The organism is Pontiella desulfatans (assembly GCF_900890425.1).
Classification (GTDB): Bacteria; Verrucomicrobiota; Kiritimatiellia; order Kiritimatiellales; family Pontiellaceae; genus Pontiella; species Pontiella desulfatans.
The window spans coordinates 1,333,998-1,348,098 of sequence record NZ_CAAHFG010000001.1 but is presented as its reverse complement, the minus strand read 5'-3'; the positions used below and the strand labels follow the sequence as shown (position 1 = coordinate 1,348,098).

Sequence of the window (14,101 nt, the reverse complement as noted above, 5' to 3'; positions counted from 1 at the left end):
TATCTCCTTTTCGTTTAGGTTTTCCGGTTTAGCCTTTTACGATTCGTAAGCCATGGTACCGGAACAAATCCATCCGTCTATGGGGGTTTTACCCCCCTCCTGCATTCTCGCCGGTTTCGAATGGATTGGTGGATGACGGGAGCGCGACGTAGGCGTCGTCTTATAACGTTATAGATTCTTCGGCAACGGGAAATGAGCCCCGAAAGAGGCCCTTCGCGGCCGATGTCCACCCACCCGCTCGTCCAAAACCGCGCGGTTGCACACGCCCCCGAAACCCGGTGGGATTGGGAAAACAACTTGTAGTCCGGAGGTAAATGATGGAACTTAATCGGGATGAATCTAACTGGATCAATCTGCATCGCACTATTGCTGACCGGAGCCGCCTTCCCCGCTCGAAGCTTTTCCGATGAGGCTCCACTCGCAACACAATCGGTTGCACAACTGGAAACAAGACGCGACGCCATAGAAGCCGAATTAAGCCAACTCGCCTCCTTAAGTCTGCGCAGCGGTGCCGGCGCCATCGGATACCGCTCACAGGCATACGACACCCCGAACCAGACGGAATGGATTCAAATTGAATTGGGCCAAGAAACCCGGGTGGATCAAGTGGTGTTGGTCCCGACCATCTGGCGAAACGCAAAGACGGGATTCCAGGCCGATGGGTTCCCGCGCGATTTTCGATTGATTACAGGCACAAACTCCGACACCAACGGCTCCGTGCTGGCCACATTCAGGGAAGGCGACTACCCGCAACCGGGCATTGCCCCGTTTATCATTGACTGCCCCGGGACAACCGCTTCCTGGATACGGTTCGAAGCCACGAAACTCTCCGCGCGCCTATTCGATAACCGCTACGATTTAGAAATGGCCGAAATCATGGTCTTCAGTGGCCAGGAAAATGTTGCATTGAAACGCCCGGTAACCGTCCCGCCCCTCACGCCCAACGCCTCGCGAAAAGACATCTATCTGGTGGACGGTTTTTTACCCTACCTCATGGATGCTGCCCAGGGCGAACAGAGCATCGCGATGATTAGCACGGTCTCCTCCACGAATCCGGCGACACTGGAGATTGATCTCGGCACAGCCTTTCCTTTGCATGGAATCCATCTGCATACCGTTGAACAAAGCGATACGGTTCCGCAATCCTTTTCCAGCGACCTCGGCGTTCCGCGTCACTTGCTGGTTGAAGGAGCCGATACCGCTGATTTTTCGGACGCAGTTCAACTCATTGAAATCCACTGTACATCCATATATGAAACAGGCCCCATTCTCATGCGCCACTTTCCCGAAGCAACCTGCCGGCACGTTCGTTTAACGGCCATCGATCCTTTCACGCAACTTGAAGGAGAGATCGCTGTCAAGCGTTTTGGCTTTGCCGAAATCGAACTCCTTTCAAACGCCCGGAACGTGGCGCTTGGAGCCCCCGTAAAAGCCAACTTTGCGCTACGCAACCCTGACCGCTCCTTCTCGTCGCTGACCGACGGGCACAACCTTTATGGCTCGATTCTCCCTATTCGTGACTGGCTTAACGAACTCGCCCGGCGCGAAAAACTGGAAAACGAACTCCCCCTTGTGACGGCCGAACTGAATGAGCGCTATGTGCGCCAGCAAACCAAAATGAGACGGCTTCGCTTGCTGGCGGCCCTCCTTGCAGTCGGCATCGCGTTCACCATCCTCATTGATAAGATCCTGCGAATGCGCCAGGCCGCCCGCCTCAAAGAACGCTTTGCCGCCGACCTGCACGACGAGCTCGGGGCCAACCTGCATGCCATCGGCTTCCTCGGGTCGCATGCCAAGGACGTACTGCATTCGCCGGAAAAGCTTGCCCAAACGGTAGAGGAAATCAATGCGCTGGCCATCCGAACAGGCGAGGCCGCCCGCTACTGCATCGAAATGCAAACCGCCAAAGAGAACCACGAAAACCTGCCGGCCGACATGAAACGGACCGCCCGGCGCATTATTGCCCAGCATGCCTATTCGGTAGCCATAACCGGCGAAGAGATTCTGCAAACCCTTAGTCCACAAAACCGAGCCGATCTGTTTCTCTTTTTTAAGGAAAGCCTGATTAATATTAACCGCCATGCCGATGCCACCGAGGTTCAAATCGCACTCCATGCCGACGAGAGTCGAATTAACCTGGAGATCCGCGACAACGGGCGCGGAATGGGCGCCCACGAAACCGCCGCCATCCCCGCCTCGCTCCAACGCCGCGCCAAACTGCTCGGCGCAACGGTTTCGGTTGCATCATCCGAAGCCGGCGGAACCTCTATTTCATTAAAGCTGAAAACACCAAAAAAACTGCGCTTCGGAAAAACACAGGATGTATCATGACCCAAAAAATCAAACTCATGCTGGTGGAAGACAATCCAGAATATCGACACGTTATCCAATTTGCGTTTCAGGATGATTCTGTTCTGGAGTTGATCAACCAGTTCGGAACCGCGGAACTGGCCCTGCGAAGCCTCCAGAACATGAACACCCGGAACGTTCCCGATGTCATCCTGCTCGACCTTAACCTCCCCGGCCTATCCGGTCTCGATGCGCTGACGGAATTCTCCCGTTTGATTCCCGCCACGAAAACCATTGTCCTCACCCAATCCCATAGTGAAACCGACATCCTGACCGCCATCCAGCGAGGAGCCGCCGGATATCTGCTGAAATCGGCCACGGTTCAAGAGATAAAGTCCGGTATCCAACTGGTCATGGAAGGCGGAGCCTCGTTAGACCCAAAAATGGCGAAGTATGTTCTTAGAAGCATCAGAAAAGGGGAAGCGCTCCCGAAGGAATCCACAACACTCTCCGAACGGGAAATGGAGATTCTTACCCTCATCAGCCAAGGCTTCGCGAGAAAACAAATAAGCCAGCATCTTTCGATCAGTGCAAAAACGGCCGACAACCACATTGCCCATATCTTCGAAAAACTCAACGTGCCCAACGCTCCGGCGGCCGTACACCGCGCCCACGCGCTCGGATTTTTCCCCTCCGGAAACAATTAGAACGCATCGACTTTCAACCGAATGAATTCATTTGTCTTTCCGGTTGTATCGATCCGGTTCGTAACGGCTTCATAGTCAGCATCAATGCTTCCGGTGATAGGAAATTCTATTGTGCTACCGATCTTCCAATCGTTGGAAATCAGGTTGAAACAGGTTTCCAAAGCGTAATCAAGTTCCGCTTCGGATCCGATGCGGCGGGGATAAACATACTCAATCCAGTTTGTTCCGTTTTCATTCAGGATTCCGGCCGATGGAACATACCCTGTATCGCCCGCATCCAGCGGATCGCCGCCCAACGCATACTCAGCAAGGTTGTTGGCAGAATCGCTGTCAGGGTTGGCTGTGCTCGCGCCTTCGCCGGAATCATCCGTCTTGCCAAAGTGCTGAACGCGCCACGTTTCAAACGGAGTGGCGGTGCGGGCAAAGAGCGTTTTGCCGTCGGGCAGGTAGTTTGCCGAAGGAAGCAGTCCGGACAGCGCCGCATAGGTATAGTTCGTTCCGGCGACGGGCATGGTGAACCCGAGCAGGCGCAGGCCGGCCATGGTGCCGTCGTAGGGTTTGACGATGCCGTTGGCATAGGGGTTCCAGGTCAGGTAGCGCGCCCCGTCGTCCTCGATGACCTCGAAGATCGGGAAGCTGTTGCTCACCGGATGCGCATAGAGGAAAAAGTCGGGAGAGCCGCCGTCTTCCACGCATTGGAATGTATCGCCGCTACCGGAGACGCTGTAGGCCACCAGTGGTGTGCCGGCTTCCGTGTAGTCGAAGGCGGCGAGGTCGGCACCGATCACTCCGCGCGCCTGGATGCGATCCGAGAGATCCTGCATGTCGTCGCCAAGCACATAGAAGTGCGTCGACCACAGCCCGTTGCCCTGCGGAAGGTTGTAGCGGCGGACGGCGGTTGATACCAGATAGTTGCGCCAGTCGGTTTCGGTCGGTTTATACTGAGCCTTTCCTCCGGCATAACCGGTGCGGAACCAGCTGTCGGATTTCTGCCCGGGAAGATTGGGGGTCGTATCCTGCCCGAACACAAACGCCATCGCCGGGGTGACACCGTTTGAGGTATTGCTATAGCCCTGCCATCCGCCGGTTTCGTCAAAGTCCTCGCTGCTGCCCCAACCGTTGGTCATAGGAATGCGCCACGTGGTTCCGCCGGGTTCGGAGGTGAACGCATACTCGGTGCTGGTGCGCCGCACGCCGCCCCAGGGCATGTTGAACCAATCGAGATGATCGGGGCCATAGTTGTAGTAGCCCATCATCACTTCGATCACCCCCTGCCCCATATCGCGGTAGCGCGTATAGCAAAGCAGATAGGATTTCCAGTCGTTGGTCGGGTTTTCATCCACATAGATGTTCACATGCGCCTGCGGCGTCCAGTTGACCGTGGTGAAGCTGCGGTTTTCCATATCGAGGTGCGAAGCGACCTGCGGGGAATAAAACGGTTTGGTGAGAACCGGATCCTTCAAGTAGACCCCGGACTGGTGCATGAAATAGGGGCTCCCTTCAGACGGATTGTTCAGCGGCCCGACGGCCACACCCTGCCAGACCTCGTCGTTCCAGGGCGATGTATCCTGTGTGCTACGCCACGATGGCGGCACGGTTTCGCCCAGCGCACCCGTCCGGAGCGAATAGATGAACCCCCCGATTCCGGTGCGCAATTCCCACGACTGGTTGGGATGCGCAGCAGTCTGAATGAGGGTCGTATCCAGCACATGCGCTTCTTCGAACGAAACGCTCCAGGCCGAGCCGGAGGGATCATATTTCCGCGCAACCGAAAAGGTGGTGTTGGACCAATCCGTCGCCACCCGGCTCGCCGGAACCAGCGAACAGAGCCGCTCGGAGAGCGACGGCATGGCAATCACGCGCAGCCACAGGCCATCGTCCTCAACCACTACGGCTGGTTCCCTAATCCCGAAACCCGCAAATGAAACCTGGTTAGTCAAACTGCTGGGTAGGTTGTCCGCAAGAATCAAAGGGAAATAGCAATCGAGCCCTTCGTAGTTAGCGCCATCAATACAGATCGGGTTGGATGAATCCATCACAACACCGGAGGAAACCGTGAATGGAGAAAGACCGACCGAGGAAAGGACGAGCTTTAGGGAGCTGAGCGGTTCAAACCGCAGTTCGGGGACTGCGACACCTGCCTGAACCACCAGCGTGGCGTTGCTGCCGATAATGATGCCGTCAACCACAGGCTGATTGGTGGAAAAGGTGGCGGCCAGTCCGTTTCCGATGCGTGCCAGCACAGCCCCTGACGGCACACCAACTGGCGACCAATTGCCCGCCGTTCCCCACAGGCCGTCGCCGGTCGCGTTTTCAAAAACGGACGTGGTTTTTGACTCCACCACATTCAGCACCACGCTGTCGCCCACTTGCGAGACGGAAGCGTTCGCAAGTCCCGTGATTGAAACCGAACCCGCCATGGAAGCCAGTATCCCTGCATCCAGCAGGGTAAAGTTCGTCGCGCCACCCCAATAGGGTGCTCCATCCACTGCAATCGACGCATTTGCGAGATCCACACTTCCACTTACCTGCATGGTGCCGATGCCAGAAGCATCCAGTTTGAAAGCCATTGTACTGCCCGGTTGTGTGTCGAGCGCCGTGGCCGTGACGACAGCCGAGGTGCCGACCACCATGAACCGGCCGTTGGTGAGAATGTCGAACGTGCCGGTTGCATCCAGGCTGCCGCCGGAGATTTCATACGTTCCCGGTCCGGAACCTCCAATATCCACATCGGGCGTGGTCACCGTTCCGCCGGACTGAACAAAGGTAGCCGTTCCGGTTGCGCCCACTGCTGAATTACCGACCTCAAGATTGGTTGCGGCAACGGTTCCGCCGTACAAGTTGTACGTTCCCGTCTTGGTGCCGGTTGGACGGAGCGAGAGCGTCGTGGCCGCCAACGAACCGGCAAAATGGTTCACGGTTCCATTGCCTGCCTGCGAGGAATTGCCGACATGAAAACTGTTCGCCGTCAGCCCCCCTCCTGAAACAAATTCCACAACGGCGTCCGATGTCGCATTCGGCGCGACCATGGTATTGATGGTTGCATGGGTATCTACCGTCACCGTCTTGCCGGCATTCAGTAGTACCGTGTCGCCGGATGTCGGGAAATTGGTCGCATTCTGGTAACTGCCGGAACTGTTGTCGTTCCATTGATCCAGGTTCGACCAGTTGGTATCGCCGGAGTCGCGGGTAAAGTTCACCGCATGGCCGGATGCGGCAACCATCAGGCACAGCCCCAAAGCAGAACCGAATTTCCGAACCATAATCATTCCTCTTGTTTCTTATATATAAAAACAAGGGGGCTTTCCAGCCCCCGTCTAAATCCATTGAAAATCAAAGCCTATGGCAGCTCTTCGATAACCAGATCGATGAACTCCGCCGTCTTTCCGGTGGTAATGATGCGATTGGTCACCGTATCGAAGTCACCGACGACCGGGCCATATCCAACCACGGAGTAGCCGGAGTTGGTCGTCCAGCTTCCGACAACCAGGTTTTGATTCAGCGCGAGCTCATAGCTGATATCGTTGGTGGCTTCCACGCGGCGGACATGGACATAGTCGATGTAGCCGGAACCAGACACCATGCTCGAATCCATTCCGAGGACGGAACCATTGGTCGGGTCGCCGCCTAGTCCATATTCGTACAGGTTGCTGAGCAGGTCGCCATCCGGATCGGCGCTCGCCAAGGCATTGGTGCCGGACAGATTATACTCGGCAGTCCAATCTTCATAGGGCCCGGCGGAGATCGTCAGGATGACGTTCCCGGAGCCGGTATCCTGCTCCACACTGGCCGTATAGTTCCCGGAAAATCCGGTTACGGTAATATTGGATGTGGCGGCCAGACCGTTAATGCTTTTTCCATCAATCAGATTGATCGTTTGCGATCCACCGGTATAGGCAGAGCCGTCCACATTAATCTTCGTTTTTTGAAGGAACATCCACTCGCTCATGTTAATCGTGCTGACGCCGGTCTCATCGAGATCATAGTTCAGCGTTAGACCAAAATTACCGTAGGTATCTGTCGTTTGGATATGCCGCATGGTAATGGAAGCTTCATCGCCCTTCACGGTAATCGAAGCAGGGTCATAGCAGAGAGTCTGGCTCAGCATGCTGAAGGCACCACCGCTGATCTCCACATTGCCTTCAAAGGTCTGCCCACCACTTGTGTTATTACCCGTAGAGAAGGAACCCGACTGCAGTTTAAGGGTTCCCAAGCCATCAATCGTGCCATTGCCGGCCTGACTGAGCGCGCCTCCATCAATGTTAAGCACGCCGGTTCCACCAATATTGATGTCACCACTGATGTCCATCGTTCCTCCCGTGATATCCATCTCCCCAGTGGAATACAGGGTTGCATCTCCGTCTAAAGTCAGCGTTCCACCGGACAGGTTGTAGTAGGAATTGCTCGGTGCCGTTCCGTCCGGGTCGCCGATTATGAGGGCATCGGTATCCACATCGCCGGCGGTCTGATTAAGCACGCCGTATTGGCCGCTGGCCTGCCCGACGGAGATATCGGCGCTACCCTTCAGGTCGGCCCCCACATTGACGGTGTTAGGCGTACCGCCCGTTGTGCGGACCCAAACCCTGTAGCCGAAGGGTGCCGAGAAGTTGGTTTCCACGTTGCAGACCCGGCCCTGAGCCCCCTGAATGATACCCCTATCGGCCCCGGCAGTACCGGGCACACGACCCAGACTCCAATTCGCAGGATCGCCCCAGGTTCCGACCAATGGCATGAATGTGTTGTTTGCATTGGGTGCAAAGCCGGTGGAAGCACTCACCGGGACAACCGTTTCGTTGGTTGTTCCACTACCGGTTTCACTCCAGGCTATGGTTATCAGCCCGGTTGCGCTTTCTCCCGCCACCAGATTGGAAACCGTGTTGTCGAATTCAATTTCCAGGATGGTGTTTGACGGAGAGGGCTCTGTCAGGGTTTGCGGATTGGCGGACAACAAACTGAACGATCCCGGATGGGATTCCGCAGAAACCGACATGGAAATGTCCATGGTGGAGTCTGCCGTATAGACCACGGCAACGGTTCCCGTGACCTGATCGTTTGGCGGAACGAGAAGCATATCCACAGATGCCGGATCAACCGAAAAGGTGGGAACCGTCCCGACAACCGCCGAGTGCAGCCCGAACACCATATCAAGGCCAAAGGACACTGATGTATCCAATGGGAAATCAACAAAGCTTCCATCCGTGGTTTGGGCATAAACCAATCCCCCGGCATCATAGTCGCCGTCGCCGTTCGCCCGCGCGAAAAACATTTGATGCGCTGCGCCGGTATTTTCCCATTTGAGCTGGAACGCATAATCGCCAGCCGGCAGGGAAATATCGGAGTCCAGGTTGATTGTGTAATATTTTCCGGCCGTCAGCGTGACTCCATTCAGGTCAAAGCTCGTCGGCCAGCTTGTTGCTCCCGCAACGAAATTGGTCGGGTTGGGATCGGCATCGGCACCAATCCACAATTCGACCATGTCATCCCCCGAACTAAAGGTTTTGCTTGAATTAGCCTTCAGCGTGATGGCCCTCAATGTCGTTGCATTGGTTATCGTGAAGGTCTGGCCGCAAATGGCGTGGATCGGATTGGGGATGTCACGGATTCCGATGGAACTCGCACCAATCTCCTGACTGGCGATGATATCCATCTCCGGAAAAACCGTGTTTTCCTGGATCGTGGCCGACTGGGCGGCTGCCGCGCAGAACAGCGCGAACGCGGTTGAAACTACCAATGGCTTCCTCATCCCATCTTCCTCCTGCTTGGGTTTGCTTTCACGAGGGAAAAACCCGCTACCTTTCCCGATTTATAAGCTAATTTACCAAACTGGGGAGTTTTGCCCATCCCGTGTTCACGGGATGGGTCTGTTCCGGAAACGAAAACGTGCCCGCACGGGATCGTACGGGCACGCATCGTTTCACTGCTTTGGGATCTTACTTGTTTTCCAGCCGGTAGAACAACCGGGGCTCGCTGCCGATGCTGTTGGTGGCTTTATACACGTCGCCATCCAGGAACGGAGTCCATTCCGCATCGCCCCATGTGCCGTTCACAAGATCGACGTTGGTCATCACGTTGTATGCGCTGCCGTTTTCAACCGGCCACGAAATCGTTACGGGGCCGCCGGAGGGCATATCCAGACTGATATCCGGGCCGCCGACCGTGATGATCAGCTCAACCGTATCCGTATCCAAACTCTGTGTTACGCTTGCCGCGTAGTCCCCGGCAAAGTTTTGCACAACCACATTGGTCGACAGGTTCTGGAAGTCTCCACCCTTGAACAAGGTGATATTCGTCCCTCCGCCGGTATAGCTTGAACCGTCAACAACGATATCGGTCATGTCGAGGTGCGCCCAGCCAGTCAGGTTAACCGTTGAAACCCCGTTGCTGCCCAACTCGAATTCGACCAGGCTCCTGGCGCTGCTGGGCCGACGGTTATAGGCATTGATTGAAATCGACGCATCATCGCCAATCACAGTCAGCTTCGCCAGCTTGTTCTGGCCGTTCAGGGTCACAGTACCGCCGCTGACTTCAAGCTGCGCCTGGTACGTGAGCACATCGGAGGCCGCTGCCGCCAGGGTGGTAAATGAGCCGGACTTCACTCTCAACAGGCCCTCTCCGTAGTTCACCGTGCGGTTGGCAGGCTCCACATCGAACGTGAGTGCGCCGCCGTCCACATTGATGACGCCGTTGGACAGAATAGAAATGCTAGTCGCAATATCCATGGTTCCGCCGTTCAGGTTCAGCTCGCCGGTCGGGTTGACCGTAAGCGAATCCACATCAACCGACCCGCCGGTCTGCGTGTAGGCCGAATTATTCGTAGCGGTTCCCGTGGCATGCGCGACGGTGAGCGTAGCGACTTCAACGGCACCCGCGGTGTGGTTCAGGGTGCCGTACTGGCCGGTGGCCTGACCAACATGAATCTGATTGGCATTTTTCAGGTCGGCACCGATGTTGAGCACCGGGGAAACTCCGGAAGCCACGCGAATCCAGACGTTGTAACCAAACGGCCCTGTAAAGTTGGTGTCCACATTACAAACAATACCGCCGATCTGAATGAGGGCCCGGTCGGCTCCCAGCGTTCCGGGAACACGGTCCAGGCTCCAGTTATCCGGGTCACCCCAGGATATGCCGTTTCCGGCGCCGATGAATCCATTGTTCGCATTCGCTGCATAGCCGGTCTGGGCCCGAACCGGAACAACAATATTATTGGTTGTGGGCAGTCCCTCCTCGTTCCAGGCAACCGTCACCAGGCAGGTTGCCGCCGCGCCATCCGTCAAACCGGGAGTGGTGTTGTCATATTCAATCTCAAGCGTTGCCGGCCCCGTCAGCGTCTGCGGGGTTGCGGAGAGCACACTGAACGAACCAGCGTGCGATTCATCTGAAATAGAAACCGCAATATCCACATTGGTCGCGGAAATATAGGCAACATCCAGCGATCCCGTAACGATCGTTTCTCCGGGCAGCAGAACCATCAAAAGTTCATCGTCGGGGGAAACCGACACCGACGTCTCCGCCGACGTCTTGGCACTGATCGTAATATTGGAGATTGAAATCGCACCGGCACCATCGTTCGAGGTTACGTTGGAGGCGAAAGCGGCCAGAATCAAATCAAAGTCCTTTACTTCCGCAATGTCGCCTGTGAGTCCGGGGCTTTCGTCGGCCGACCAGGTATAGTTGGTCAGGCTGAACGTCGCCGTGTAGGTGCCGGATGTTGCCGCAAACGAAACAGCATTCCCGGCTGAACCGTTCGGATCGCCCCCGTTGAGGATATTCATATCGCCAAAATCGGTTTCCGCCTGGTTTTGAATGGAACCGTTCTGGGGCTGGGTATTGGCCAGCTGCTCATCCGTACTGGGCGTCCCATTGGTTGTGAATCCGAGCAAATGAAAATACAGCGTGCTGCCTGCTCCGACCGAATAGTCGAACGAAACGATCACCTTATCCAGACCGTCAGCCAGCCCGGACGTTAAAACACTTTGACCAACCGGGCCTTCGGCAGGAATCCCCGGAGTCGTGCCGGGATTGGTCAGCACGCCATTGGTTATGTTCCACAATGAAGTGACGTCCTGATACCATCCCGCATCGGCTTGATTGATACGAAACCGTGCATTATGGGAGATGGTTCCCGACGAAAAATCATCGTCAATTATAACGGCCGCGCCACTGGATGCGGCTAATGCCAAAGGTATACATATTGCTAATGCTGCTTTTCTTATTTTCATCTATTCCTCCTGCTTCGGTTGGGTTTACCAGTTTGGAAAGCACTCGCCTTCCCCGATTCGTAAGCGAAGCTACCAAACCCGGAAAGGTTGCCCATCCTGTGTTCACGGGATAGATGGACTCCGGTGCCTGGAATAGGCTTTAAACATGGAAAAACCAATGCAACAAGGCGTATCGCCCCCTATCCCGTTCATGGTATAAGCAGGCATGGGAATCTCTCGAATACAGATGGCACTCGGATATCTTGCGCTGGCCGCATCGGCCATGGCGAACCCGCTTGCCGACCATTCGCTGGGCGATCTGGAAAAACGCCTGGCGGCCATCGATTCGCAACTCGAGGATCTGGCCGACTATGGACTGGGCAGCGGCATTGGGGCCATTGGATACCGTTCGATTGCCCATAGTAGCCAGGATCAACACGAGTGGATTCAGATCGATTTCGGCAAGGAGGTTCCCCTCGATGAAGTCATGCTGATTCCCTGTATTCGCAGAGACGTAGACAAAGGGTTCCAGGCCGATGCATTTCCCGCGGAACTACGGTTGATTGCAGGAACCAAAGCAGATACCAACGGGACGCTCATTGCCGAATATGCGTGCAATGGCAGCATGGATCCCGGCGTGGCCCCGTTTGTAACTCCCTGCAACGGCATAGCCGCCTCGTGGATTCGGGTGGAATCGGACACCCTGACCCCCCGCGCATTCGACAACCTGTATGTTTTCCAGTTCTCGGAAATCCTCGTCTTCAGCGGAGAGGAAAACGTGGCACTGAAAAAAACCGTTGCCAGCTCCTCCGACCAACCGAATAGTTCCGGAGCTTGGGACAAGGATTTCGTAGTCGATGGATTTGTCCCGTACCTCATGGATGCGGCACACGGCGAACAGAGCATTGCCTATTTGACTCCGCCAAGCACCAACCTCCACCCCGCCCTGACCCTCGATCTGGAAAGCAGCCATCCGATCTCCCGCATCCACCTCCACGCCGTCGGCGCAAGCGACACCCTGCCGCAAGCCTACGCCGGGGATATCGGCATTCCGAAAAGGCTGCATATCGCCGGAGCCAACGTGTCCGATTTTTCCGATGCGGTTCCTTTGCTCGACCAGCACTTCGACACCATCTACGACATTGGCTCCATCATGATGTGGCACATCCCGGACACAACCTGCCGCTATGTGCACCTCTCCGTGGTGGAGCCGTCATCGAACACGCTCTATGGAGACACGCCGCCCCGGCTTGGCTTTTCCGAAATCGAACTCTTTTCCAATGGGCGGAATGTGGCGCTGGGCAAGAGCGTTAAGCCCAATTTCGACCGCCCCAACCCCCACCGCCCGCTGGTCAATTTAACCGACGGGCGCAACATGTATGGCAACATCCTGCCCATTCGCGACTGGCTCAACCAGCTGGCGCTCCGCCACAAGCTGGAAAAAGAACGGCCTTTGATCACCGCCGAACTGACCCGCCGCTATACCCGCCAGAAAACCACCCTGCTGCTCACGGGCTGGCTGGCCGCGCTCCTGGCCATCGGCACCGTCATCACCATCCTCGTCGACCGCATCATCCGCCAGCGCGCCATTTTCCGCACCCGCGAGCGGATCGCCGCCGACCTGCACGACGAGCTCGGTGCCAACATCCACGCCATCGGCCTGCTCGGCGACCTCGCCCAGGCCGCCAAGGAATCGCCGGCCAAGCTCGACAAACTGCTCCAGCGCATGCGGGCGCTCACCGAGCGTACCGGCGCCGCCGCGCGCCACTGCACCAACATGCTCGAAGCCAAAGATCTATACGGCGACCTGGTCGACGACATGCGCAAGACCTCCGCACGCATCATGGCCGACCTCGACTACCGCCTTGAGTTCGAAGGCGAAGAACTCCTGTCGCGGCTCAAACTCCGCAAACGCATCGACCTCTTCCTTTTCTACAAGGAATGCCTTATCAACATTATCCGCCACTCCGGCGCCACCGAAGTCCACGCCAACCTAGCGGCATCGAATACGGGAATCGAGCTGACCATATCCGATAACGGGCACGGGCTCGACGGCGGGGTTCCTTCCTCGCTGAAACGTCGCGCGCGGCTGCTGGGGGCCTTGGTGAAAAACGAAGCCTCCGAAACCGGCGGAACCAAAATATCCCTTATAGTGAAACACGGCAAACTTGGAGCCCTTTTATGAGTCGGAAAATCCGCGTCATGCTGGTCGAGGACAATCCCGAATACCGGGAAGTAATCGACCTCGCCCTCGAAGATGAAATAGATATTGAGCTGATCAGCCAATTCGGCACATCCGAGATCGCGCTGCGCAGCCTGCAGGACATGTCGATGCGCAAGGTGCCCGACCTCGTGCTGCTCGACCTCCGCCTACCCGGAATGGACGGCCTGGATTCGCTGCCCTACTTCAAATCCGCCCTGCCCGACGCCAAGATCATGATCCTCACCCAGTCCGACGAGGAGGCCGACGTGCTGCGCGCCATCTCGCGCGGCGCTTCAGGCTATTTGCTCAAATCATCGACGCTCGCCCAGATTACCGAAGGCATCCGCTCCACCATGGATGGCGGCGCCTCACTCGACACCGGCGTTGCCCGCTTCATCCTCGACACCCTGCAGACCCGGCTGCCCAAGGGGGAAATGGAGCAGATCCTCACCCCCCGCGAACTCGAAATCCTGACCCTGCTCGGGGAAGGCTTCGTTAAAAAGGAGATCGCCGACCAACTCGGCATCAGCTACACGACCGTCGATACCCACGTGACCCACATCTACGACAAGCTCGGCGTCCGCAACGCACCCTCGGCCATCAACAAAGCCCACCGCCTCGGCCTCTTCCCCCTTGATGAATAACGCGGAAGCCGGACGGGGTTGCTTTCCTGGTCGGCTTTTCACTGAACGGATAGACTGTAT

Annotated in this window: 7 protein-coding genes; 4 read left to right on the top strand and 3 right to left on the bottom strand. The window is 56.5% G+C overall.

What is annotated here, in order from left to right; translation table 11 throughout:
- Nucleotides 1–333 precede the first annotated feature (333 nt).
- Both E9954_RS05185 and E9954_RS05180 read left to right on the top strand, forming a co-directional pair.
- Nucleotides 334–2,331: a hypothetical protein gene (locus E9954_RS05185; protein ID WP_136078155.1), complete on the top strand. Its 1,998-nt coding sequence runs from the start codon at nt 334–336 to the stop codon at nt 2,329–2,331.
- A complete protein-coding gene (locus E9954_RS05180) occupies nt 2,328–2,996 on the top strand; it encodes a response regulator transcription factor (protein ID WP_136078154.1) in 669 nt (222 codons plus the stop codon). Before E9954_RS05185 ends, E9954_RS05180 begins: the two co-directional genes overlap by 4 nt.
- Here E9954_RS05180 and E9954_RS05175 read toward each other — a convergent pair.
- The 3 genes from E9954_RS05175 to E9954_RS05165 all read right to left on the bottom strand — a co-directional run bounded on the left by E9954_RS05175 (nt 2,993) and on the right by E9954_RS05165 (nt 11,215).
- Nucleotides 2,993–6,259, bottom strand: coding sequence for an autotransporter outer membrane beta-barrel domain-containing protein (locus E9954_RS05175; protein ID WP_136078153.1), 3,267 nt, complete (start codon nt 6,257–6,259; stop codon nt 2,993–2,995). The genes E9954_RS05180 and E9954_RS05175 overlap by 4 nt on opposite strands.
- A 77-nt stretch (nt 6,260–6,336) precedes the next feature.
- Nucleotides 6,337–8,739, bottom strand: coding sequence for an autotransporter outer membrane beta-barrel domain-containing protein (locus E9954_RS05170; protein ID WP_136078152.1), 2,403 nt, complete (start codon nt 8,737–8,739; stop codon nt 6,337–6,339).
- A 187-nt stretch (nt 8,740–8,926) separates the two neighbouring features.
- Complete coding sequence (locus tag E9954_RS05165; protein WP_136078151.1) at nt 8,927–11,215, bottom strand: hypothetical protein; 2,289 nt, start codon at nt 11,213–11,215, stop codon at nt 8,927–8,929.
- A 226-nt stretch (nt 11,216–11,441) separates the two neighbouring features.
- Between E9954_RS05165 and E9954_RS05160 the strand changes: the two genes are divergently transcribed.
- On the top strand, nt 11,442–13,379 hold the full coding sequence (locus E9954_RS05160) for a histidine kinase (protein ID WP_222847064.1): 1,938 nt from the start codon (nt 11,442–11,444) through the stop codon (nt 13,377–13,379).
- Entirely contained in the window at nt 13,376–14,041 is a 666-nt protein-coding gene (locus E9954_RS05155; RefSeq protein WP_136078149.1) for a response regulator, read from the top strand. The genes E9954_RS05160 and E9954_RS05155 overlap by 4 nt, the downstream gene beginning before the upstream one ends.
- Nucleotides 14,042–14,101 lie beyond the last annotated feature (60 nt).